Origin of the sequence: Pseudomonas sp. A-RE-22 (assembly GCF_019956035.1) — a bacterium.
Taxonomy (GTDB): domain Bacteria; phylum Pseudomonadota; class Gammaproteobacteria; order Pseudomonadales; family Pseudomonadaceae; genus Aquipseudomonas; species Aquipseudomonas brassicacearum.
On sequence record NZ_JAHBCZ010000018.1, the window covers coordinates 14058 to 38702 of the forward strand.

Annotated in this window: 19 protein-coding genes; 10 read left to right on the forward strand and 9 right to left on the reverse strand. The window is 61.2% G+C overall.

All coding sequences use genetic code 11. The features are described 5' to 3' along the window. Positions 1 to 167 precede the first annotated feature (167 nt). The 3 genes from KGA89_RS10930 to KGA89_RS10940 are packed head-to-tail and all read left to right on the forward strand — an operon-like array spanning position 168 to position 7637. Complete coding sequence (locus tag KGA89_RS10930; RefSeq protein WP_223471531.1) at positions 168 to 1370, forward strand: M48 family metalloprotease; 1203 nt, start codon at positions 168 to 170, stop codon at positions 1368 to 1370. Next, positions 1358 to 6802, forward strand: a complete 5445-nt coding sequence (locus tag KGA89_RS10935; RefSeq protein ID WP_223471532.1) for an AAA domain-containing protein — start codon at positions 1358 to 1360, stop codon at positions 6800 to 6802. Before KGA89_RS10930 ends, KGA89_RS10935 begins: the two co-directional genes overlap by 13 nt. A gap of 55 nt (positions 6803 to 6857) precedes the next feature. Continuing rightward, positions 6858 to 7637, forward strand: a complete 780-nt coding sequence (locus KGA89_RS10940; RefSeq protein ID WP_223471533.1) for an SDR family NAD(P)-dependent oxidoreductase — start codon at positions 6858 to 6860, stop codon at positions 7635 to 7637. 228 nt (positions 7638 to 7865) lie between these two features. Here the strand turns inward: KGA89_RS10940 and KGA89_RS10945 are convergent, their stop codons facing one another. Further along, positions 7866 to 8747, reverse strand: a complete 882-nt coding sequence (locus tag KGA89_RS10945; protein WP_003201875.1) for a LysR family transcriptional regulator — start codon at positions 8745 to 8747, stop codon at positions 7866 to 7868. Positions 8748 to 8899: 152 nt separating this feature from the next. Between KGA89_RS10945 and KGA89_RS10950 the strand changes: the two genes are divergently transcribed. Beyond that, positions 8900 to 10108: an MFS transporter gene (locus tag KGA89_RS10950; protein WP_223471534.1), complete on the forward strand. Its 1209-nt coding sequence runs from the start codon at positions 8900 to 8902 to the stop codon at positions 10106 to 10108. Between the two features lie 20 nt (positions 10109 to 10128). Here the strand turns inward: KGA89_RS10950 and KGA89_RS10955 are convergent, their stop codons facing one another. Genes KGA89_RS10955 through KGA89_RS10990 form a run of 8 tightly spaced genes read right to left on the reverse strand, consistent with a single transcriptional unit; the run spans position 10129 to position 18875 of the window. After that, the gene (locus KGA89_RS10955; RefSeq protein WP_003201870.1) at positions 10129 to 11448 is read right to left on the reverse strand and encodes an MFS transporter; all 1320 of its coding nucleotides are present in this window, start codon (positions 11446 to 11448) and stop codon (positions 10129 to 10131) included. Further along, complete coding sequence (gene argE / locus KGA89_RS10960) at positions 11445 to 12686, reverse strand: acetylornithine deacetylase (RefSeq protein ID WP_223471535.1); 1242 nt, start codon at positions 12684 to 12686, stop codon at positions 11445 to 11447. Before argE ends, KGA89_RS10955 begins: the two co-directional genes overlap by 4 nt. A gap of 23 nt (positions 12687 to 12709) precedes the next feature. Further along, a complete protein-coding gene (locus KGA89_RS10965; protein WP_003201866.1) occupies positions 12710 to 13657 on the reverse strand; it encodes an EamA family transporter in 948 nt (315 codons plus the stop codon). A 46-nt stretch (positions 13658 to 13703) separates the two neighbouring features. Further along, entirely contained in the window at positions 13704 to 14987 is a 1284-nt protein-coding gene (locus KGA89_RS10970; RefSeq protein WP_223471536.1) for an acetyl-CoA carboxylase biotin carboxylase subunit family protein, read from the reverse strand. A 9-nt stretch (positions 14988 to 14996) separates the two neighbouring features. After that, the gene (locus KGA89_RS10975) at positions 14997 to 15854 is read right to left on the reverse strand and encodes a TauD/TfdA dioxygenase family protein (RefSeq protein WP_003201861.1); all 858 of its coding nucleotides are present in this window, start codon (positions 15852 to 15854) and stop codon (positions 14997 to 14999) included. Continuing rightward, entirely contained in the window at positions 15845 to 17002 is a 1158-nt protein-coding gene (locus tag KGA89_RS10980) for an NAD(P)/FAD-dependent oxidoreductase (protein ID WP_223471537.1), read from the reverse strand. Before KGA89_RS10980 ends, KGA89_RS10975 begins: the two co-directional genes overlap by 10 nt. 13 nt (positions 17003 to 17015) lie before the next feature. Further along, complete coding sequence (locus KGA89_RS10985) at positions 17016 to 18137, reverse strand: pyridoxal phosphate-dependent aminotransferase (RefSeq protein ID WP_003201857.1); 1122 nt, start codon at positions 18135 to 18137, stop codon at positions 17016 to 17018. A 27-nt stretch (positions 18138 to 18164) separates the two neighbouring features. Beyond that, positions 18165 to 18875: an iron-containing redox enzyme family protein gene (locus KGA89_RS10990; RefSeq protein ID WP_013693359.1), complete on the reverse strand. Its 711-nt coding sequence runs from the start codon at positions 18873 to 18875 to the stop codon at positions 18165 to 18167. Positions 18876 to 19175: 300 nt separating this feature from the next. On the opposite strand from KGA89_RS10990, the gene KGA89_RS10995 reads away from it, so the two are divergent. From KGA89_RS10995 to KGA89_RS11020, 6 genes are all read left to right on the forward strand, one after another. Beyond that, positions 19176 to 19733, forward strand: a complete 558-nt coding sequence (locus tag KGA89_RS10995; RefSeq protein WP_223471538.1) for a helix-turn-helix domain-containing protein — start codon at positions 19176 to 19178, stop codon at positions 19731 to 19733. A gap of 209 nt (positions 19734 to 19942) precedes the next feature. Further along, complete coding sequence (locus KGA89_RS11000) at positions 19943 to 20962, forward strand: LacI family DNA-binding transcriptional regulator (protein ID WP_028236876.1); 1020 nt, start codon at positions 19943 to 19945, stop codon at positions 20960 to 20962. Next, positions 20946 to 21950, forward strand: coding sequence for an ABC transporter substrate-binding protein (locus tag KGA89_RS11005; protein WP_223471539.1), 1005 nt, complete (start codon positions 20946 to 20948; stop codon positions 21948 to 21950). Before KGA89_RS11000 ends, KGA89_RS11005 begins: the two co-directional genes overlap by 17 nt. Before the next feature lie 15 nt (positions 21951 to 21965). After that, on the forward strand, positions 21966 to 22820 hold the full coding sequence (locus tag KGA89_RS11010) for an ABC transporter permease (protein ID WP_085983272.1): 855 nt from the start codon (positions 21966 to 21968) through the stop codon (positions 22818 to 22820). Beyond that, a complete protein-coding gene (locus KGA89_RS11015; RefSeq protein ID WP_014338364.1) occupies positions 22817 to 23611 on the forward strand; it encodes an ABC transporter permease in 795 nt (264 codons plus the stop codon). Before KGA89_RS11010 ends, KGA89_RS11015 begins: the two co-directional genes overlap by 4 nt. Continuing rightward, positions 23608 to 24639 carry an ABC transporter ATP-binding protein gene (locus tag KGA89_RS11020; RefSeq protein ID WP_003201844.1) on the forward strand — a complete coding sequence of 344 codons (1032 nt, stop codon included), beginning with the start codon at positions 23608 to 23610 and terminating at the stop codon, positions 24637 to 24639. Before KGA89_RS11015 ends, KGA89_RS11020 begins: the two co-directional genes overlap by 4 nt. Positions 24640 to 24645 lie beyond the last annotated feature (6 nt).

Genomic DNA, 24645 nt, shown 5'->3' on the forward strand with positions numbered 1-24645 from the left:
TTTGATGAACTCACGCAGCCCTATCCCTTCTGTAAACAACGTTCGTATCTTTCCCACGTCCTAGGTATGCTCGCCCTCAAAGCCGATGACCGAAAAACGGGATGCCAGCCCAAGCCCTTGCTGCCCAGGCACAGCGTATGGAGCCGTATCCTCAAGGATGTTGAACGATGAGTAACCCCACGCTGGATATCAGCAGCTTGACGCCATTGCCGTACCACCAGCAGGTGGTGAATTACCTGAAGACCAGCGAGCCGGCTGTCTGGAGTTGGGCCTCCTCGCTGGGGGTTCAGCAGGAACACGCGCAAGAAGTGCGCGCGCAGCTGCTGCGCGATACGTACCGACTCCATCCGGACACGCATCCCGACGCTTATCAAGCCTGCGATACCGCGCTCCAGCGCTTGCACATCCAGGCGCCGGCCACGCTGTACCAGGCCGGCGATGGCGGCATGAATGCCAGTCTCTATTACCTCGCCGGTGAAGTGCATGTGGTGTTCTACGGCCCGATCCTCGAGCGTCTCGACGCCCAGGAGTTGCTCGCGCTCTTGGGGCATGAGCTGGCGCATTACCGGCTGTGGTCCGAGCATGACGGCGACTACCTGACTGCCGAGCGCATCCTCAACCACACCCTGGCCGATGTTTATACGCCGGCGAGCCTGGAACAAACCGCCCGCTTGTATAGCCTGCACACCGAAATCTACGCGGACCGAGGTGCGGCATTGGTGGCCAGTGGGCCCGAGGCGGCAATCACCACACTGGTCAAGGTGCACACCGGTATTGTCACGGTCAATGCCGCCAGTTACTTGCAACAGGCCAAGGAACTGGACGGTAACGACGCGCAACTGTCCCGGGGCGTGTCCCACCCGGAGACCTTCCTGCGCTCGCAGGCACTGGACAGTTGGTGGCAGCAGATCCCGGACATTGACGCCTGGCTGCACCGCCGCCTGCGTGGGCCGTTGTCGCTCAACCGCCTGGATGTGACTGACCAGGTCGAGCTCACCGCCCTCACCCGCCGTTTTATCGCCAGTTTCATCAATGTGCCGGCCTTGCAGTCAGAGGCTGTCGGCAACCAGGTGCGCGGTTTCTTTCCCGATTGGAAAGACACCGAAACACCACTGGACCTCAGTACCCTGGACGTCGAGCGCATTGACGCGAGCATCCACGAGTACCTGCATTTCATCATGCTCGACTTGTGTCTGGTGGACCGCGATCTGCGGGATGATGCCTTGCTGCATGCCGCACGCACCGCGAAGAAACTGGGCAGCGCCGACGACTTTATCAACGTGCTCAAGCGCGATATCAAACTTCCCAAACGCGAGCTCGACCCGCTCATTCGCGCGCTCAAGGCGGAGGTCGACACATGGACCCAATGAATCAGCCAGTAACGTTCAAGCAATTACTCCTGAGCCACGACGGCGCTGCGGTGCCGATCGATGATGTGCTGTTCCTGATGCTGCCGCTGCTGCGGCAAGTGGCCCAACTGCATGAACTCGGCCGTGTGGCCCATTTGGGTTACCTCGACGTCATCCAGGGGCCCGAGCGCACCTTGCAACTGCGCAACCCTGAAGGCCTGTCGCCGCGCCTGGCGCTGGAAGCCATCAAGCAGGTGCAGCCCAACCCGGAATCGGCGCTGAACATCATCGGCAATGTGCGCTTGACCCGCGATTCGAAAGACGGCGTGGCGATTGCCGATTTGCAGGTCCAGGACGATCCGCACCAGGCCATCGACCATCCCGTGTTTCTCACCGAGCTGCACAGCTGGGAACACAGCCTGGGTCATCACGACGAAATCACCGACATCTTCCAGTTGGGCCAGTTGCTGGCGTGCCTGGCCTGCGGCCTGGATTTCGCCGACCTCGACGACCTCAAATCCTTTGCCCGGCATCGACGCAACCTGTTCCAGCTCAACGGCCGGCTCAACCCGGTGCTGGCGAACCTCATCAATGAGATGACCGAGCTCAACCGCCACGAGCGCGCCACCGACGTCGGCTCACTGGCGCGGCGCCTGGAAACCTGGCGCGAACAACCGGCCAGTCTCGACGTTGAGCGGGTGCTGGCCGAGGCCGAAGGCCCGGCCTCGCGGCGTACCGTGGTGCTGGAGCACCTGCGCAATCGGCTGTTCGACCTGTCCCGGCGCAATCGCCTGCTGTACTTCCGTCCCACCCAGGCCAACATCAACCTCACCGTGGCGAGCGTGCCGCTGGTGATGCGCATCGAAAGTATCCGCCCGGAAGCGTTGTGCACCTGGCAAGCGAGCTTTGGCGGCTTTTCCGAGCAGGTGCTGAGCGGCAACCCAGTGGGCTTGCAGCAATGGCTGCGCTTTGAAGACCAGGCATGGTTGCAGACGTCCCTGGAGCGCATCATTCAGGAAACCCGTCGCGACCGTGCCGAGTTTGGTTTCAGCAACCTGCGCCTGGTGGTGGCGTTCATGCGCTGGCATAACCTCAAGGACACGCCGGATGAACGCATCGTCACGCCGCTGCTGTGGCTATCGGTGGAGCTGAGCCGGAAAAAGGGCGTGCGCGACCAGTTTGTGCTCAAGTGCGATGAGACCGAGGCCGAGTTCAATCCGGTGCTGCGTCACCAACTGCGCCAGCTCTACGACATCCAGCTACCGGAAACCGTGGACCTGCAGACGACGTCCCTGGAGACCATTCACGCCGACATCGCCCGGCAGATCAAACTGACTGAGCCGGGCGTCGAACTGCGTCTGCAAAGCAAACCGCAAATCGAGCTGATCCATCAGAAAGCGGTCCAGCACCTGCACCACTTCCAGCGCCGCCGCGCCCGCCAGCGCTCGGCCGTGCCGCCGGTGAAACCAGACTTCAGCTACGACCGCGAGGACTATCGCCCTCTGGGCCTGCAGTTGTTCCGGGAAAAGGTCCTGCCCAGCGATTTGCCCCTGCGCAGTGCCGTCGGCGCCAAGCCTGCGGTGCGCACCCAGCACCCGCAAATGGTGGCGAGCAGCACCGAGAGCAGCACCTACGCCCTGCCCCAGGATCAAGGGCATCGTTATGCCTGGGATATCGACCTGACCCAGGTCACCCTGGCGAATTTCAATTACCGCAAAATGTCGCTGGTACGCGACTACGCGCAATTGATCGAGGAACCGGCCCAGAACGAGGCGTTCGACCGGATGTTCTCCATCGAACCCCGGGAGATCGAAGTCCAGGCGCCAGACCCGATCCCGCTGCCGGAGCAATGGAACGTCGTCGCCGGCGATGCCACGCAGAACGCCGCCGTCAGTCTGGCGCGAACCGGGCGCAACTTTATCATTCAAGGGCCACCGGGCACCGGCAAGTCCCAGACCATCACCAACCTGATCGCCGATTACGCCGGCCGCGGCCTGCGGGTGCTGTTTGTTTGCGAAAAGCGTGCGGCGCTGGACGTGGTGTTCCATCGCTTGCAACAGAGTGAACTGGGTGAGCTGTGCTGCCTGATCCACGACTCCCAGAGCGACAAGAAAGCCTTCGTCGGCAACCTGCGCGAATGTTATGAGCGCTGGATCGCTGGCGATGCCCAGTCATCACAGCTGCAAGCAAGACGCAGCGCCGTTCTCGCTACCATGACTCAACAGTTGGACCTGATCGAGCGCTTCGAGCAGGCCATGGCCGGGGTTCCGCAAACCCTGGCGTGTTCAGTGCGCGAGCTGGTGCGGCACTTGATCGAACTGCCCGGCGCTGCTTCAAAACTGCCCCCCGAAGCCCTGGAGCGCCTGCCTGAATGGCGTCGTTGGCAGTCACAAAGCGAACTGACTGGGCGGCTGTACCAGGCCATGACCGAGCGCTTCGGCCTCGACAGTTTTGCGCGCCACCCTTTCAGTCGCCTGGCCTCAAATGTCATCACCCACGAACATGCCTATGGCCAGCTCAAGGCCTTCCTGGATGAAGCCAGCGGGCTGATGGACAGCGTCGAGCCACTGCTGGAGTCATCGTCGAGCCTGTTGTCCAGTGACACCGGCCTGGTTGATGCACAGGTCCTGACCCTGGCGGCCGAGCAAATGACCGGCTCCAACCTCGCCTCCCACCTCGACCTGTTGGAACCCGGTTCAGCGGGCTCCCTGGCACTGCACGCTGAGCACGCCGCCTTGCAGGCGCTGACCGTGCAGCAACACGGCATCCGCGAGACGAACCGCCACTGGCGCGACAAGCTCGACGCGCAAGATACCCAAGCGGCCCGAGCCCTGGTGCAACGCCTGGAAGGGTCGTTGCTGCGTTGGCTGCAACCGGCCTGGTGGCAACTGCGTAGCGAACTGCAACGGCGCTATGACTTCAGTCAACACGCCATACGCCCAAGTTATCGCAGCGTGCTCGACAACCTTGCTGGCGAACACGTGGTCAATGTCCAGCTACAGGTCGAGCAACAGCGCCTGCAAGGTCTCTATGGCGTGCAAGACGTCGACGTCTTTGTGCAAAATCTGCACGCCTTGCTGCAACAACTGAACACCTCGCCCCTGTTGCGTCAATGGATCGAACGCCTGCGCCGCAGCCCTGAAGCCTTGCCCGCTGTGCGCCAGGAGGCCAACCTGCGTCAGCCAGTGGCGCGCCTGGCCCAACTCGTCGGTCAGTACTGCGTGTTCGAATCGGCACCGAGCCTGGGGACGTTGGCCGAGTATCTGCGCGACCTACGCGAAGAACTCGACGAACTGCCCGATAGCCTGCCCTTGCTCAATGAACTGCATCAGGCCGATCCGGTCTGTCTGCTGGCTTTGCAACAGCACGCCCTGGTGCAGCGATCGCTTGATGCCTTGATTGCCCAGGAGAACCTGACCCGCCTGTATCGCGCCAACCCGCATCTGGCCCGCTTCGACGGCGCGGCGTTGAGCCTGGCGACCCACCAGGTCAGCCAGGCCGAAAACAGCCTGCTCAAACACAATGCCCATGTCCTCAGCGCCACGTTGCAGCAGCGTTTCCTCGAACATGTGAAACAGTCGGCCATGTCGGTGACCCAACTGGATGCCGCGGCCCGTGAGTTCAAGAAAGCCTATGCCAAAGGCCGCCGCGAGCTGGAGCACGAGTTGGGCAAGACCATGCGTTATCGCTCCATCCGCGAACTGGCCAGCGGCGACAGTGGCCGGGTGATCAATGACCTCAAGCCCATCTGGCTGATGAGCCCGTTGTCGGTGTCCGACACCCTGCCCCTCGCCCCGGACCTGTTCGACGTGGTGATCTTCGACGAAGCCAGCCAAATCCCCAGCGAGGAAGCCGTGCCCGCCCTGAGCCGCGCGCAGCAGGTGATTGTGGTGGGCGATGAGATGCAATTGCCACCGACCAACTTCTTCTCCAGTGGCGGCGACCAGGACGACAATGAGTTGATTGCCATGGAGGACGGCGAGCAGATCGAGATCAACCTCGACGCCGACAGCCTGCTGAGCCAGGCCGCACGCAATCTGCCGGCCACCCTGCTGGCCTGGCACTACCGCAGTCGGCACGAAGCGCTGATCAGTTTTTCCAACGCGGCCTTCTATGAAGGGCGACTGATCACGATCCCCGACCGCCGGATCGAGCGCCCGGCCCCGGCCAACGGGCCACTGGACTCCAGCGATGAACAGGCGGTCATCCAGGGCACCGATACCTTGCTCGACAACCCTATCAGCTTCCTGAAAATGCGCGATGGCGTGTACCTCAGCCGCAGCAACGTGGCCGAGGCGCGTTACATCGCCAACCTGGTGCGTGAATTGCTGCAACGCGAGACAGGCCTGAGCCTGGGCATCGTGGCGTTTTCCGAAGCGCAGCAAGGGGAAATAGAACAGGCGCTGGAGAACCTTGCGGCCAGTGACCCGGCCTTCGCCACGCGCCTTGAGCGCGAATACGTGCGTGAAGACGCCGGGCAATTCAACGGCCTGTTCGTCAAGAACCTGGAAAACGTCCAGGGTGACGAACGTGACGTGATCATCCTGAGCATCTGCTATGCGCCAGGGCCGAACGGCAAAATGCTGATGAACTTCGGCCCGATCAATCAGCGCGGCGGGGAAAAACGCCTCAACGTGATTTTCAGCCGCGCGCGCAAACGCATGGCGATCATTTCCAGCATCGAGGCCGATGCCATCACCAACACCCACAACGACGGTGCTGCAGCCCTTCGTGCCTTCCTGCAATTTGCCCAGGCCAGCGCCAACGGAGACGCGCCGCGCTCCCAGGGCATCCTGGCCAACCTCAATCCGGGGGCCAAGCAGTCCTTTGCCGTCACCCTGCCCAAGGACAGCCTGCGCGCCGCCCTCGCCAGCGCCCTGCGCAAACGCGGGCACGAGGTGCAAGAGTCTGTCGGGCGTTCGCAATTCCGCTGCGACCTGGCGATCAGCGATGCCAGCGGCGAACACTTCAGCCTCGGTATCCTGCTCGATAGCGACGCGTCGGCGACGGCGAACGTGCGCGAACGTTATGTGTTCCGGCCGACCGTGCTGCGCAGTTTTGGCTGGAAGATCATCGACGTACTCAGCCATGACTGGCTGCGGGATCGTGAAGAGGTGCTGAACCGGATCGAAGCCCTGCTTCGTGGTGAAGAGGCGCCCGTGTTGTTGGAGCCGGAGCCGGAAGTGGAAAGCGTCGACACCGAACCGCCAGCGGAGCCTGTCGCTGAACCGGCAACCTCAATGCGTGAGTTCACCTTTGGTGAAGGCAACTCCAACAAGTTCTGGCGCATCGGCGTCACGGCGACGGATGTGGTGGTCAACTTCGGCCGCATGGGGACCAAGGGCCAGACCCTGATCAAGTCTCTGGAGAGCCCCGAACGTGCACTGCGGGAAGCTGAAAAGCTGATCGCGGAAAAACTGCGCAAGGGTTATCAGGAGCAAACGGCGCCGTAAGCCTCGACGATAGAGTTCGGACACCAGGCAATCACGTGCAACCTCTGGAGACATCATGCCAGACCCAACCGGACAGAACCCCGTGGCCCTTGTCAGTGGGGTTGGAAGCGAGATCGGAATCGGCATGGCGATCGCCCGCAGGCTTGGCGCGGCGGGAGCCAGGCTGATCGTCACCGCCAGCAGTGCGCGAATCAATGATCGAGTCGCAGAACTGCGCGCCGAAGGGTTCGAAGTCGAAGGCCGGGCCCTCGATCTTACCGATGAAAGCCAGGTTCGTGAGTTCATGGCGTGGGCGGAGTCCCTCTGGGGCCAGATCGATATCCTGGTCAACAACGCGGGCATGGCCATGCAAGGCAGCCCGGAGTTTTTTTCCGACTTGGCAAGCATGGATCTGCACACCTGGAACCTGACGCTGGCGCGAAACCTGACCACGGCCTTTCTTCTTACACGGGCTGTTCTGCCCGGCATGCGGGCGCGCCGTTACGGGCGCATCGTCAACATCAGTTCCACTACCGGCACCCGCTGCAGCAACCCCGGTGAAGCGGCCTACAGCGCCGCGAAGGCCGCTATGGTCGGAATGAGCATGAGCCTGGCGCTGGAAGTCGCCCAGCAAGGGATCACTGTAAACAGCGTCGCTCCCGGCTGGATCACCACGGGATCGACCACTACAGAGGAAGCCAAAGCGGCCGGTTACACGCCGATGGGCCGCGCCGGACGTCCCGAAGAGGTCGCTGCACTGGTGGCTTTCCTTGCCTCTTCAGAGGCGAGCTACCTCACTGGCGAAGTCATCGTGGTGGATGGCGGAAACTGCCTGGTCGAGAACAAGGCTCCTTGATCTGAACAGGTTCCAGACATTCGCCACGATTCGCGTCATAGGCCCGGCAACCGCTCGGCGTTACCGTGAGCGATGAGCGCCTGTCCGCATCAGTGATAGGCAGGAGTTTTCCCCTGTGGGAGCGAGCTTGCTCGCGATAGCGGGGGTCCAGCTACATGGATGCTGGATTGGCTGCCCTCATCGCGAGCAAGCTCGCTCCCACAGGGAATGGGGTATATCGCCGATGAGTCACTTGAACAATTCACTGCTCATGAAATCAATGAACACCCGCAGTTTCGGCGCCAGGTGCTTGCTTGAAGGCCAGAGCATGCGGAAGGTGCTCTGATGCCGATTGAAGTCATCGAGGACGGTGACCAGTTCACCGCTGGCGATGGCATCGCGCACAGTGAAGTCCGGCACGCAGGCAATCCCCAATGCATCGCGCACGACGTACAGCAACGCCTCGGTGGTGTTGCAGACCAGGGTCGCCGGCAAGTTGAGATCCGGCTGCCCTTCCCCGTTTATCGGCCAGACCTGCATCCTGCCAGTGCTGGGAAACTTGTATAACAGGCAGGCATGGCGCAGCAGATCCGTCGGCACCTGCGGCGTGCCGTGTTCGGCGAGGTACCGGGGCGAACCGACCACGACGAGCTTGAACGCGCCCAACGGGCGGGACATCAGCCGGGAGTCGTTCGGTTCTCCAGTCCGAATGACGGCATCGAAACCTTCCTCGATGATGTCCACCAGCCTGTCGGAGAAATCCAGGTCCAGTTCGATACTGGGGTAGCGGCGCATGAAGGCCATCAGCGTCGGCATGACCAGGTCTGCAACCAGTGGCAAACTCACCCGCAGTTTGCCCCGCGGCGCTTTGCGGGTTTCCGACAACTCCAGTTCGGCCGCTTCGACTTCGCAGAGAATACGCCGGCAACGCTCGAGGAAAAGCGTCCCTTCCGCCGTCAGCGTGATACTGCGCGTGCTGCGATGAAACAGCCGCACACCCAGCCGTTCCTCGAGCCGGGCGACGCTTTTGCCCACCGCCGAAGACGAAATGCCAAGCGCCCTGCCCGCCTCTGAAAAGCTGCGGGTTTCGGCCGCGCGAACAAAAAAATCAATCCCGCTCAGTGACTCCACGCCAGGCTCCCATTACGGACATTTTTTCCGATGTGTTGCGCACTCTAGCATTCTTGTCTCGCAAAGAAGGGACCCTTACCGTAGTCGGCACTTATCAATCTGCGACTGACGCCGCTATCCGGCGGGCCAGAAGCGTTCCAAGCAGGTGACACATGACGATTGCCAATACCCATATCGACGCCGAGGACGAGGTCGTTCAAGACGCTGCGCCGCTCCCCATCGGGTCACTGTTTGCCCTCGCGCTGGCAGCGTTCGTGACCATTCTCACCGAAGCCTTGCCCGCCGGCCTTCTCTCACAGATCAGCGAAGGGCTGGCAATTTCCGAAGCCCTCGCCGGCCAGTTGGTCACGGTCTACGCGATAGGTTCCTTGCTGGCGGCCATTCCCTTGACGGCCGCGACCCAAGGCATGCGGCGCCGGCCGCTCTTGCTGTTGGCCATTGCCGGTTTTGCCGTGGCCAATACAGTCACGACGCTTTCGTCCCACTATGGCTTGACGATCGTTGCCCGCTTGCTGGGTGGCGTATCGGCCGGGCTGCTCTGGGCCTTGTTGGCCGGTTATGCCGCCCGCATGGTGCCCGAGAGCCAGAAAGGTCGGGCGATTGCGATAGCCATGGTTGGTGCACCCCTGGCGTTATCCCTGGGCGTACCGGCCGGCACCTTGCTCGGCAATTTGATCGGTTGGCGGATGAGCTTCGCCATCATGAGCTTGTTCGCCGTCGCCTTGATGGTCTGGGTACGACTCAAGGTGCCTGACTTTCCCGGGCAAACCACCGGCAAACGCCTTGCCCTGGGTCAGGTCTTCACCCTGCCGGGCGTTCGCTCGGTGTTGTTCGTGGTGTTGGCCTTTGTCCTGGCGCACAACATTCTCTTTACCTATATCGCGCCGTTCCTGATGACGACGGGCCTGGGCGAGCGGACCGACCTGGTTCTGCTGGTCTTCGGGGTCGCATCGTTGCTGGGCATCTGGGTCGTCGGCGTGCTGATCGATCACCATCTACGGGCATTGACCCTTGCGAGCACGGCGCTGTTCGCCATCTCGGCACTGACGCTAGGTGCCATGAGCGACAGCCCTGCCGCGATCTACATCGCGGTAGCGGCCTGGGGAATCGCCTTTGGAGGGGCCGGGACGTTGTTCCAGACGGCGATCGCCAAGACGGCCGGAGAGGCAGCGGATCTCGCCCAGTCGATGTTGGTCACGGCCTGGAACGTCGCCATTGCCGGGGGTGGGATCGTGGGGGGCGTCCTGCTCGATCACCTCGGTGTCGTTGCGTTTGCGCCGGTCCTGGTCATTCTCCTGTTGCTGACATTGGCGGTGGTGTGGTCTGCCAGGCAGTGCGGGTTTACCCAGAGCATTCAATGAGGATCGTGAGTCATCTTCGCTCAAGTCTCATGCTCGGCGGCCAACGCCGGGGTGGCGCTTGCCCGGTATTTCGACAGGCTTACCCAGGCCAGCGGTATCGCACTCAGGCAGGCCGCCGCAAACAGCCAGTGGGCCGCCGCCAGGGCATCGCCGCTCTGTCGGTAGATCAGGGTAATCAGCGCAGGCGTGGCACTGCCGAAGAGGGTCACCGATAAGGCGTAGGCCAGCGAGACACCCAGGGCCCTGACCTGCACCGGAAACAGCTCTGCCAGGGCTGCTGCAGCCGGCCCGGTGTAAAGCACCATCAGCACTGCCAGCCCACATTGGAAGCTGATCAGCGTCTGGAGACTGGGACTGTTGTTCAGCCATACGAACCCTGGGTAGGCACAGAGCGCGACCCCCACGGCACCGATGAGCATCACGGTGTAGCGCCCGATGCGGTCCGACAGCAGTGCCGTTAACGGACACAGCAGCGTGATGAGGCCGACCAGCACCAACCCCAGGTAGGCCTTGTTGCGCGGGAGTTCAAGCACCATCGATGCATAGGTCGGCATGAAGTTGATCAATTGTGTCGCGACCGTCCAGAGAACGACGATCAGCACCCCCCTCACGAGGTTGGGCAGATAGGGGCGAAGGTTAGGCCCCTTCCCGGCCAGCGCGTGCTTATCTTGATTATCGAGAAAGCGGCGCAGCGGCTCGCTTTCCTCGAGACTGCGACGAATTTTCAAGCCCGCCACCACGACCAGCAGTCCGAAGACATAGGGCACGCGCCAACCCCACTCATCCAACTGGGCGGGCGTCAGCGCGCTCGACAACAGACTCGCACTTAAACCGCATAGCAGGAATGATCCGGCTTGCGCCACCTGTTGGCTGGACGCAAATAACGCGCGGCGGTCCGCAGGTGCTGTCTCGACAAGATAGGCCAGCGCACCACCGATCTCTCCTCCTGCTGCAACCCCCTGCAATATGCGCGCGACGACAATGCTCAGCGGTGCCCACCAACCGATGGTCTCGTAGGTCGGGCATACGGCAATGATCAGGGTTCCGGCGCCCATCAGCATGATCGACAGCGTCAACGCGGCCTTGCGCCCCTGGCGATCGGCATAGCGCCCCATCAGCAGCGCGCCCAACGGCCGGGCCACGAAGCCGACGGCGAGTGCCAGGTAGGACGCGAGCAACGACATCAATGGATCGGATGCCGGAAAGAACGCCGCGGCGATCTGCAAGGCGAAGATCGCAAACAGGGTGAAGTCGAACCATTCCAGGGCGGCGCCCACGCTCACCGCGAGCACCAGTTTTCTGCGTTTGCGCCCCTGGCTATCCTGGGCTGTGGCGCTCATTGCGCACCCCCAGCGGGAAATGGAGGCAATGGCTCACAACGTGCCAGGCGGCGCAGGAACTGTTCACAGGCCTCAAGCTGAGCCAGGTCCACATACTCGTTCACCTTGTGCGCTTGCTTGATGCTCCCTGGGCCGCAGACGATCGTGGGGATCCCTGCGGCCTGAAACAGCCCGGCCTCGGTGCTGTACGCCACGCGCTGTCGGCCATGGGCCATTGAGCTAGCCTCGCGGACCCACTGCGCGAACGCCTGGTTGCCTTTCTCATCCAACCCCGGGGTGTGCAGCGTGTGGGAAAACTCGATGGACGCCGCCGCGGCGCGATCATCCATCTCACTGTGCATGGCCTGCTTGGCGTCGTCCTTGATCTGCACCAGCAGTTGCTCGGCATCGCAGCCGGGCAGGTAGCGAATCTCAAAGTCAAAGCTGCATTGACCAGGAATGACATTGCCAGCGACACCGCCATTGACCCGGCAGACCTGGACGGTGGTGTACGGGACATCAAACCCGCTATTCAGCGGCCCTTGTGAAAGCCGCCTGGCCACTTGCTGAAGCTGCATCTGTACCCGCGCGGCATAGTCGATGGCGTTGACCCCCTCGCTCGGCAACGATGAGTGCGCCACCTTGCCATGGACGCAGCAATTGATTTCGTGACGCCCCTTGTGGCCGATCACCAACGCCATTGAAGTCGGCTCGCCGACAATGCAACCGGCGGGTTCCAGCTGTGCCTGGGAGATGAATGGGGCCAGATGTTTCGCCCCCATCGCCCCCACTTCTTCGTCATAGGACAAGGCCAGGTGAAAGCTTTGTCGTGCAGACGCCATCAGCTCGGGAACCATTGCCAGCACCACGGCGATGAACCCCTTCATGTCCGAACTGCCACGACCGTAGAGCCGATCCTGATCCAGGTGAGCGCTGAACGGATCCTGCGCCCAGGCCTGGCCCGCTACCGGCACCACGTCAGTATGTCCGGACAGGATGATGCCCCCGGGGCGCGGCGGTCCGAGACTGGCAAACAGGTTCGCCTTGCGCCCGGAGGCGTCCGGCAGAATCCGGGCCTGTACCCCGAAGCCGTGCAGGTAACCGCTCACCCATTCGATGAGGTCCAGATTGGAGCGGTCGCTGACCGAAGGAAAACCGATCAAGGTTCGTGCGATTTCCAACGTGCGTGCCAGCACGCTGCGGCCGTCATTCGAGCACGCGTCTGCCGCCCCCTGCGCAAAGGCCAAGGAAAGAGTCATGGGATGCTCCAGCAAACAGAAGTCTATTTTTGAAGGGCAACAGGCATGGGCCCTGAACGAACAACGCGCCTGTCTCGCGAAAACCAGACGTTGGACAACAACACCGCCACACACACCACCGTAACCAGGACGGGAACCCAAGGGCTATGCCAGGTGGAGAGCACGAACTCGGCGGCCAAGGCGATGACCGGTACGCAAGGCGTGAGAATGGACACCCGCCCGCCTCCCAGGTGCTGAATGGCAAATTGCAGGGTAAACACCGGAATCAGCACGCTGACAAACGCCAGCTTGATCAACTGGCCGAGCATGGCGGTATCCAGCGTGAGCAACTGGTGCAAATTTTCCCGGCCGACCCACCCTGTGACGATCAATAGCAGGAAGAACCTGACGCACAGGATATCCATGGCGCTGTACTTGCTATCGCGGTTCAGTCGAGCCGAGCAGAACACATAGATCCCGCCAGTGATCCCGGCGACAGTCGCCAGGGCAATGCCCTCATGCAAGTTGACCAGGCTTACCTGGGCCGTGACTCCAAGCGCGAGACGCATAAGGACCAACGCCATCAGCGACAACAGGATCAGCAGCGCGCCCAGCCAGCGGGAACGACTGACCGAGGAGCGCGCCACCAGCATTTCACAGACCACCACCACCAGCGGCATCCAGCCCTGATAGATCGCTGACTCCACCGACGCTTCAATGCGCTGCAATGCCATGAACATCAACCACCAACTGAACAACGTCAGCACATTGAGCAGCAGAACGCCTCGCCACTCCTCGCGCAGCAGACGAAACGGGTCATGACCCCGCAAGGTATGCACCAGGAAAAATACCGCCCAGGCCATCAGGAAGGTAATGAATGTCAACGCCGCCCCACTGATGCGGGTGAACGCCACCATGACCCAGACGGCCGAGAGCGCCGTCGAGATGCAGTAGACCGCCATGCTGACGGCACCGAGTATTCCTGTCTTCATGCCTGCTCCTTGAGAAAAACCTGTTGCCTGCCGCCCGCTGGATCAATCAAGCGGTTCCCGGCTCCAGCACTTCCACCTGGGTCGGTACGTAGTCCTGCAAGGCTTCGAAGTCGGCTCGAAGTACCTTTGGGTCTGCGTTGTACAAAGTCAGGATGCCCGCGGTATCGGCCAGGGACCGGGAGTCCACCACCATTCCGGGGGCGACCCGCCAGTCGATGTCGTAGGTACTGGAAATGGGCGGTTCGTTGAGCTGGCTGATTCGGCCCTTGCGCAAGGGCAACAAGGCGGACACAACGTTGTTCTTCTCGTTGGGCTTGATGTCATCGAGTGCTGCGGCGCCGGCTACGAGGTAGAGATTGGCGTCGATCAGGTTGATGTCGCTGTTTTTCTCGTGGTACGGCACCCCGATGCCGCCAGGTACGCGTGCGGCAATTTCCAGGAACACCGGATAACCGCGCTTGCGGTCCACGAAGACCTCATGGTGCGTCGAACCGTTGCGAAAGTTCAGGGCCGCAATCACGTCCCGATTGAATGCCTCCAGGGTCGCCTTGAGCGTGGGGTCGGCCACGGGAATCACGCTCAAGGGCTTGCCCTGGACAAAGTCGAAGTTGGTGCAGCCCAGTTCCAGCACACCGCAGTAGCGGATTTGACCGTCGACCACAAACGAGTCGCATTGGAACATGTCGCCGTCAATGAACTCGTCCACCTCATAATCAAAATGATACGGCGAGGCCAACACTTGTTCGCGGGCCTTGATGAATTCGGCCTCGTTGCGAATGATCGACACCTCGAAACTGCCCGCTGCGTTCACCGGCTTCAGGACCAGGGGCAAGCCCAATCGCGCCGTCAGATCAGCGTAGTAAGCCTGAGGCTCAGCCGATAGCCGTACGTGATCCAGTGGCACAAACTCGGGAATGCGTATCCCCTTCTTGCTGACGGCGTGTTTCATCAGCACCTTGTCGCGAAAGTTCGCCACGATCGCCTGTGTGTCGCCTTCTAATCCGAACTCCTCGCGCAACTGAGCCGCCAGTTCAACGTGGCACTCTTCCTGGCAGAAAATACGCAATGAGGAGGTTTTGCCCTGCACGGCTCGCAGCTCATCGCTGATGACGCTGCGACATTGGTCATGATCCAGCAACGGGCGGATGTTGCGCTGCAGGTCGGCATCGACACGCACGATCTGCGAGACATTGCGCTTGAGCGTAGGCGGCAGGACGTCGGCGTGATAGGCGATCAGCACTGTCCGGCAATCTCGACCCAGTGTCTGCAGCGCCTTCTCGGAGGCAAAGTTAAGGTAATGGGGCGTCAGGAAAACGATGGTCTGGATCATGGTAGTGCCTCACTGGAAGTCGACGTTCATGCGATAGAGAAGGCGCGCATCGGCGCCCCCTTCACTTTTGGGTATGGGCGGACCTTTATGCAGCGTTGAAAGGTTGTCCCAGATGACGATGTCGCCTGGGCGGTAGGCATGCCGATAGCGCGGTGCGTGCTGGACAAGGAAGTCGACCAGACTGTCGAGAATGCGATGGGACAGTGCAGGCGTGACCCCTTCTATTTGCATGGCCGTGGCAGCCGGTGCATACAGCGACGCCGTGCAAGCGAGCGGGTGTTTGTACACCAGGGGGTGGACCACGGTGTTTTCCAGTGCGCCAGCCTCCTGGGAATTGAGCTGTTGCACCGCGGCGTCGGCATTGCGCAGCGCGTCTCGATTGCCGAAACGGTGGTGAATCCGCAGGTTTTCCAGGTCGAGCCCCTTCAGGTACGACGGGCAACCTGGGCTTTCCAGCCACTGGCGAACCTGATGCAGGCCCGCGACACAATCGATGAATTGGGTCTCGCCGTGCTGGTCTGGTACACGTACCGACAGCAGTGAGGTGAACACCGTGTTCGCCGATTTGTACGACATGTCGGTGTGCCAATACCCTCCTCCTTCATGCACGCCCAGGGCCTGGCCGTCCCGATGGAGATTGGTCACGGTCAGCACTTCCCGATAATCCTCGAGGCAGTACTTGGCCAACACATGATGGACAGGCGAGCCCAGCCTGCGCATCAACTGCACATAAGGGGCGACGCTGACGTCCTGGTTGGCGATGACCAGCACCTTGGCCTGCGCGATGGCCTGCCTGAGCTCCGCTGCCGACTGCCCGAGCACGTCGCCGAGGTCCAGGCGCAGCGGCTGGAACATCCTCACGCCCATGACCGCAGTCCTTCTTGCAGCGATATTGCGGCACTCATTTCTGCAGCTGCCGGCACCATCGTATTGATCGACGCATAACCTGAGGCAGCACCCGCGAAATACAGGCCGGCGACAGGGCTTTTCCCATCCTGGTGGCAGGTAAAGCCGGTTTGCTGGTTGAGCAGTTGCGGCCAGTCGGTGGCGGGGAGTTGTGCGGTGACGCCGATGGCCGAAACAAGGCATTGCTCCTTGGCCGACACATCCAAGTGCAACTCATGCCCGTCGGATGCCTGGGCGGCGACCAACCGGCCCGCCTCTTGAGCCTTGCGACAGGAAGCCTGGAGCAGCGGATTGCCGTTGAGTGACGACGGAAGGTCCAGGACGACCTTGTCGCCATCCTGGCGAATGCTGCTGTAGGCATGCAGCCAGATATTGGCCCGGCCTGTGCTGCTGGCGCTGTTGAGCGGCCCCTGAAAGGTACTGGACGAAGTCTTGGCAATCATTTCCAGCGTGCGCTGGCTAAGGGACCTGAGGGCAAAGCGATCATCGGTCTCTTGGGGATACAGCCCCAGATAGGATTTGATCAGGATCGACACATTGCGGGCGAACGGGGCCAGGAGCAGTGCGATCTGAAACGCACTGTTACCGCTGCCGAAGATGACCACATCCTGCTGCAGGAAACGGTGGGCCTCGCCCCGCGCAACCATTTGATAGACGTCAAAGCACTTCAACCAATGGGCACTGGGCATTTCGAAGGGCGGCGCCTTCGGGCGAATCCCGGTTGCCAGGATAATCTGCTGTGCACGCAAGGACCGATGCTGGGAACCCGGGGCCAGGCTCACCTCGAACAGCCCCTGGGCCTTGCTGACGGTGACCACCCGTTGCTGGATCCTGGTCAAGGGCAAGGCTTCGAAGTTACTACGGATGTAGGCTGCGTATTCCTCACCGGTGGGGCTGACGCACAACTTGCGCATGAACCGATGCAAGGGATAGGGCGCGCCTTCGATCTCCAGTTCATTGCAGTAGGACTGCAATGGATGATCCCCCATCATGCCCATGCACCCCCCGAATACATCGCTGATAACAGCGACTTTCAGGCCCAGATCAATCAGCCGGATACACTCGCTAAGCCCTGCGGGACCGCCGCCTACGACAATGACGTCGAACACATGCTGCTCCATTTCAAAAATCCTCCAGGCGGGCACAGGCTTGATCAACAATGGGTTTGGCTACCGAGAAAGAAAACCTGACATAGGTGGGGCACGGCCCCTGGTAGAAGGGCGTCGCAGGCAATGGCATGACCCCGCAACGAACGGCCAGGTGTTGACTGAATTCAACGGGGGACAATGAAGGCGCCCGCCGTGAATAGTCGGCCATGATGTAATGGCCCCCCGCCGGTAACCGGATATCCAGCCCGGCAGCCGTCAGCGCACCTGCCAGGCGATCACGTTTGTGCTTGTAGTGCTCGCGCAGGCTATCCAGGCGCCCGGCGGTCAACTCATCGAGCAAAACAGCAACGGCTGCCTGTATGGGGGTGGGTTGGCAATAGCTCAGGTAGAGGTGATGGGCATAGGCTCGCTCCATGAAGGTTGCCTGCGCGCACAACCAGCCGATCCGGACGCCCGTCATGGACAACAACTTTGATGCGCTGCCTGCCACCATCATGGGAATCTGCTGCCGGGGGTACCGCGCCGATGTGTCAGTGTCGTACTGATAGTGACGATAGGCTTCGTCGACAATCACCATGAAGTCATGGTTTTTTGCCAGCGCCACCATGTGCTGCCAATCATCAGCGGACATGCACCACCCCGTCGGGTTATGGGGTGTATTGAGCAGCAGTATGCGAACACCAGCGCGCAATTGCTGTTCGAGCACTGCCCAATCGGGGCCGATCGACTCCCCTGCCGACAACGGCACTGCAACAAACTCCAACCCCAGCAACGAGGCCATTCCTGGGTAATAGGGATAAAAGGGCTCAAAGAACGCGACCCGGCTGCCGTACTGCGTGGACGCTGCGTACAGGGCCAGGTACAAGGCCTCGGTACAGCCACTGGTCACCAGCACTTCGCTGTCGGGTGCATAGCCTGCACTGTGAGCTGCAATGCTTTCGCGCAAAATCATTTCGCCGCGAGGGTCGGCGTACTGCCAGCCCGCCCGGACCTGGCGGGCCAGCGCCGCATTCATGGCATTGTCAAACAGGGGTTCAGGAATTCCTTGCGAAAGGTTCAACGCTCCTGAGGATGCTGCGTATGCACTGGCATCCCTGAAGGGCGCCACTCGACCAATCAATGTCAAATCATCCATGACTTCCCGCCCCCTTGTATTGATCGGTCAGGCGTGAGTGGCTACTCGGTTGAGTCCTTGCCAGAATCGGGTCAACAAGTTCAGTACATCGGCAGCGCCCTCCAGAATATTGTTGCCGTTGTCAGTGTCCCGGGCCGCCTCCATGACCGCGTCACTGATCCATTGCACATGATCGGTTTCTACCAGCATGTGCAGATAGAAGTAGGTGAAGTCTTCGTGTTTCCACCCGCTGTAGAGGCGGAAGCCTTCGTACAGGTTGGCGATCATCGGAAAGCCGAACTCTTCGATAACGTAATGAGCACCAATGGCATGCTCTGTCGAACCCTCGAGGAAAATTCGACGCAGGCCGTCGACCAGCTCACTGGCTTCGGGAATATATTCAACCTTCTTCCAGTCATCCAACGTGATGCCAACGCCGGCAAGTACACGCTCAAACATGATGAAGTGTGCCTCGCCTACCCCATCGCCCAGCTCAGACACGACCGTGCGCGCCAACTTCATCCGAATCACTTCGCTGTCGGTACGGTGCGAGGTGCCCGCCAGGATCTGAGGGAACGTACGAATGTAATAAAAGTACTGCTGGAACACTTTCTTCAGCGTCGCCTTGGGCAGCGGGGCCTGTCGAAAGGTTTTATAGAACGCATTGGTGTTGATCCCCGAAGCCGTGATCATTCCTTTAATCGAATGGATGATTTGCTCACCCGTCAGACAGCCTTGTTCCATTTGCTGAGCCGGCATAGATCCCCCCAAATACGATAAGGTAGCTTGGATGGCCGCGACGGAATGTCGCTGCGCGTTTCAGATAGTAAACAAGCGATTCCCGCAAACAAATTAATACTTTTAATCGACGGCGCTACGAACAATAGATTTATTTTGAAACATTAAATTTGTGATATTAATTCCATTTAAAATCAATAGATTATGATTCGGTGAAATTTTATCGCGCAGAAATAGAGCATTATTTATTTTTTGCACCAACAAGATGCATGTCGGGCGCTAAGCTCAAATTAAATCACCCCGATCTGGAAGTCTTCTATAGTGAACAATCAACCCATCGACATCGCCCTCACCATCAAAGCCGAGCGAACCGCTCGGGAATGGTCCATCGGCGAGCTCGCCCAGCTATCTGGCGTATCAAAGGCAATGATCAGCAAAATTGAAAACGCGCAGGTCAGCCCGACTTCGACCATCCTGGGTCGGTTGTCGGGGGCGTTCGGCTTGCCCCTCTCCACACTGTTGCATCGAGCCGAGGGGCGCTCGGGACTTCTTTCAAGGGCGGCAGAGCAACCGCGCTGGGTAGACCCGGAAACCGGCTATTCGCGCCAGCAAGTCTCCCCGCGGGAGGGCTGGCCGTTGGAACTCATCAGCGTGCAACTGCCTCCGGGCGTGCGTATCAGCTACCCCGCCACGGCCTATGCGTTCCTTCATCAGCAGGTGTGGACCACGCAAGGCACGCTGACGTTTACCAAGGGCACTACCATCTATGTCCTGGAGCAAGGCGACTGTTTGCAACTGGGGCTGCCCGAAGAAGCCTGCACGTTCGAAAACGCCACATCGCAAGTGTGCGAATACGTCATAGCCTTGATTCGCAAGTAACCCTCGCCCCTTCGGCGCCCACCTGCACCAATGGTTGGTGCCAGCGCGTCCATTTCGCCGACCTGCGACCAGATGCGGCGTGCGCGACCTGCATAACCGTCAGAGGCTGCTATCGCAAACTGACATCAAATCGTCATCACTCCGTCGCTGAAATGCCATGGCGGCTGGGTACTGTCCTCGCCAATGAGATCGATCTCAAGCGAGTGACAATGACTGATTTGAAAGAAGTGGCACGTTTGGCTGGGGTTTCGCGGGCAACCGCGGCCCGCACCTTTGCCTCCCCTGAAGTGGTGCGTCCGGCGACCCGCGAGCAAGTGTTCGCCGCTGCGCGCCAACTGGGTTTTCGGCCCAATCGTCTGGGCCGCCAACTGCGCCTGCAGGTGACCAAGCTGATCGGTGTGGTGGTCCCTAACCTGCTCAATCCAGTGTTCGCCGAACAATTCCAGGCCATGGAGCGCGCTGCGCGCTTGCGCGGCTACAACCTGCTCCTGGCAACGACCGACTACAGCAGCGAGCGCGAAAGCGTGGTGGTCGAGGAGTTGTTGCGCCAGCGCGTCGACGGCCTGGTCCTCACTGTGACCGACGCCGAGAGCAACCGCGTGCTGCAAAGCCTGGACAACGAGGACACGCCTTTTGTGCTGGCCTATCACCAGCCGGGCAATCCGGACTACAGCGCCGTGTCGGTGGACAACCGTGCCGGCATGGCCCTCGCCACGCGTTATCTGCTCGAAGCCGGGCATTGGCGCATTGGCATGGTGGCCGGCCCGGCACTGCAATCGGACCGTGCTCGCCTGCGTTACGCCGGTTATTGCGACGCCATGCGTGAGGCCGGTCTCGACTGCCTGCCGGTGATTGAAATGCCGGCCCATACCCAAGCCGACTTCGCCGCCATCGAGCCGCTGCTGCAAGGCCCGCAAGCCCTCAGTGCGCTGGTTTGCTCAAACGATCTGTTGGCAATCAGCCTGATTGCACAACTGCGCCGCAACGGCTGGCACGTCCCCCAGCAGCTTTCAGTCATTGGCTTTGATGGCATCGCCCTCGGCACTCAGATGCACCCGACGCTGTGCAGCGTCGTCCAGCCCATCGAAGCCCTGGCCTGCACCGTGATCGACCAACTGCTGGCGCAGATCGGCGGCGCCGCACCGGTTTCCCATTGCCTGCCCTGCCATATCCGGCCGGGCGAAAGTACTCAACCCTACGAGGAGACGCTTGATGATCCGCTTCAGTAAAACCCTGGCGACGTTGCTGCTTTGCGGCGTTGCCAGCCTGGCCCAGGCTGCCGAAACGGCGATTTGCTACAACTGCCCACCGGAATGGGCCGACTGGGGCACGCAGCTCAAGGCCATTGCCGATACCACCGGCGTGCAGGTCCCGCTGGACAACAAGAACTCCGGGCAGGCATTGGCACAACTGGTGGCCGAACAGGCCGCGCCAGTGGCGGATGTGGTGTATTACGGCGTGACCTTCGGTTTGCAGGCGCAAAAAGCCGGGGTGGTCGGCACCTATAAGCCCAAGGGCTGGGAGCAGATCCCGGACGGTTTGAAGGACCCGCAAGGACACTGGTTTGCCATTCACTCCGGCACCTTGGGCATCATGGTTAACGTCGATGCACTGGGCGGTTTGCCCGTGCCGCAAAGCTGGGGCGATCTGCTCAAGCCTGAGTACAAAGGCATGGTCGGCTACCTTGATCCGTCCAGTGCGTTCGTCGGCTACGTTTCTGCGGTAGCGATCAACCAGGCCATGGGCGGCAGCCTCAATGACTTCACGCCTGCCATCGATTACTTCCAGAAACTGGCGAAAAACTCACCCATCGTGCCCAAGCAGACCGCTTATGCGCGGGTGTTGTCCGGTGAACTGCCGATCCTGGTCGATTACGATTTCAACGCCTACCGGGCGCGCTACAAGGACAAGGCCAACGTCGCTTTCGTGATTCCCAGGGAAGGCAGCATCAGCGTGCCTTACGTGATGAGCATCGTCGGCAACGCGCCCCATCGAGCCAACGCCGAGAAGGTCCTGGATTTCGTCCTGTCCGAGCAAGGCCAGGCGCTCTGGGCCAAGGCCTACCTGCGGCCGGTGCGGGCGATGAAGATGCCAGCCGACGTCGCCGCACAGTTCCTGCCGGACAGCGATTACGCCCGGGCCGGTGTGGTCAACTACGAGCAGATGGCGGCGGCGCAGGAAGCCTTTTCCGCGCGTTACCTGAAAGAGGTCAAGTAAGTGACCGCCTCGGTAATAAAAGCCCGGGGAGTCTCGTCGGGCCAGGCCACGGTGCCGCGTCTGCGGCTGACCGCGGCCTGGGCCCTGGCGCCTGCGGCAGCGGTGCTGTTTGCGTTCTGGCTGTTGCCGCTGGCGCACCTGATCGTGCTGGGCGGGCAACGTCGCGACGGCGGCGAAAACGGTTATTGGCAGGTACTGGGCAGTGCGCAATACCTGGGCAGTCTGGCACAGACTTGCCTGCTGGCTCTGGCGACGACCCTCGCAGCGCTGTTGGTGGGTGGCATCAGTGGGGTTTTCCTCAGTCGCCAGCGCTTCTTCGGTCGTTCGCTGTTGGTCGCCTTGTTGACCTTCCCGCTGGCATTCCCCGGTGTGGTCGTCGGTTTCCTGGTGATTTTGCTGGCTGGGCGCCAAGGCTTGTTCGCCAGCCTTGGCCTCGAGCTGGCGGGTGAACGCTGGATCTTCGCCTACTCGCTGATGGGCCTTTGCATCGGTTACCTGTACTTCTCGATTCCGCGGGTGATCCTCACGGTGATGGCCGCTTGCGAAAGCCTGGATCGCAGCCTGGAAGAAGCCGCGCATTCATTGGGCGCCGGCCACTGGCGAGTGATCTGCGATGTCATCGTCCCAGGCCTGGCGCCGGCGCTGGTCTCGTGCGGAGCGATCTGCTTTGCCACTTCCATGGGCGCGTTCGGTACGGCCTTCACCTTGGGCACCCGCCTGAACGTGACCCCGGTGGCGATCTACAACGTGTTCACCAATTATGCCAATTTCGCCGTGGCGGCTGCGCTGTCGGTGGTATTGGGGGCGCTGACCTGGGCGGTGCTGCTATTGGCCAGGCGCCTGGCGAAAAATTCGAGGACAGTCTTGTGAGACGCTCAACGCTGTTCATCGGGCAGTTGCTGTTCACCCTGCTGGTCTGCGCGTTCATGTTGGTGCCGGTGCTGATGTCACTGCTGGCCGGGCTGACACGCAATTATTTCCAGGGCGTGTCCAGCGGCCTGACGTTCGATTGGCTGGTGCAAGTCTGGCAGGCCTATTCGCCGACGGTCTGGCTCTCCCTCCAACTGGCAGTGGCCTGCGCAATAAGTGTTTGCGTGGTGGGTGTTCCGGCGGCTTACGCGCTGGTACGGATGAACAACCGCTTCAGCCGTGCGTTCGAGGAGTTGATGGTGCTACCGGTGGCGATGCCAGGCCTGGCCAGCGCCCTGGCGTTGCTGCTCACCTATGGCCAATTCGGCGGATTTCGCAGCAGCTGGCTGTTCATTCTCGTCGGCCATGTGCTGTTCACCCTGCCGTTCCTCGTGCGTCCGGTGATGGCGGTGATGCAACGCCAGCACTTGCCCGTCCTGGAAGAAGCGGCGGCCAGCCTTGGCGCCGGGCCGTTGCGACGATTCTTCAGTGTGGTGGTGCCTAATTGTCGGGCAGGGATTCTCGCCGGGGTACTCATGGTTGTCACGCTGTCGCTGGGCGAGTTCAACCTGACCTGGATGCTCCACACGCCGATGACCAAGACATTGCCGGTAGGCCTGGCGGACAGCTATGCCTCGGCCAGGCTGGAAGTCGCCAGCGCCTACACCCTCATATTCCTGCTGATGATCGTGCCGCTGCTGATTGCGTTGCAGGCCATCAGCGCGCGCCTTTCCCGTGGAGACAAACGATGACCGGAACCACCATTCGCCTGGCGGGTTGCCGCAAGGCGTTCTCGGACGGCACCGTTGCCGTCCATGACCTGGACCTGACCATAGAGGCCGGCGAAACCTTGGCGATCCTCGGTCCGTCCGGTTGCGGTAAAACCACCACCCTGCGGCTGATCGCCGGGCTCGAACGCCCGGATGTGGGGCAGGTATTTTTTGGCGACACCGACGTTACCCGCCTGCCCATCGAGCGGCGCGACGTGGGCATGGTGTTCCAGAACTATGCGTTGTTTCCCAACCTGGATGTGGCCGGCAACATCGTCTATGGCTTGAAGATTCGCGGCATGGCGCCTGCCGAACGGAACAAGCGTTGCTCGGAGCTGCTGGAACTGGTGGGCCTTCAGGATCATGGCAAGCGCAGCATCCACGAGTTGTCCGGCGGTCAGCGCCAGCGGGTCGCGCTCGCCCGTGCCCTGGCGCCCAAGCCCCGGGTATTGCTGCTCGATGAACCCTTGGCGGCACTGGACGCGCAGTTGCGTGAGCGCCTGCGCAGCGAACTGGATCAGTTACTACGCCATCTGGGCATTACCGCCGTGTTCGTCACCCACGACCAGGGCGAAGCCATGGCGCTGGGCGATCGGATCCTGGTCATGGAGCGCGGCCGCGTTGCGCAATTGGCCAGCCCACGGGAAATCTATCAGCAACCGGCCAGCGCTTTCGTCGCCAGTTTTGTCGGCAACCTCAACGCTTTCGCGGTGCTCGAGCACACCTCCCTGAGCTTGAAAGTCCATGGCGGAGAGTTGCCATGGCGTGGTGCCGGGCTGCCCGCCACCGTCTATTGTCGCCCCGAGCATTTGCGGGTGATGGACAACGAGGGGCATCTGCGCGGGCGACTGGTGGGCCAGTTTTTCCAGGGAGCCCAAAGCCGCCTGTTGGTGGACGTCGGCGCCGCCCAGCCATTGCTGGTGGACAGCACCGACAGCGTCATACACACCCCTGGCGCCCTGGTTTCCTTGGCCGTCGAGCCGCAGGTGCTGTTCACCTTGTCATCGTGATATTCG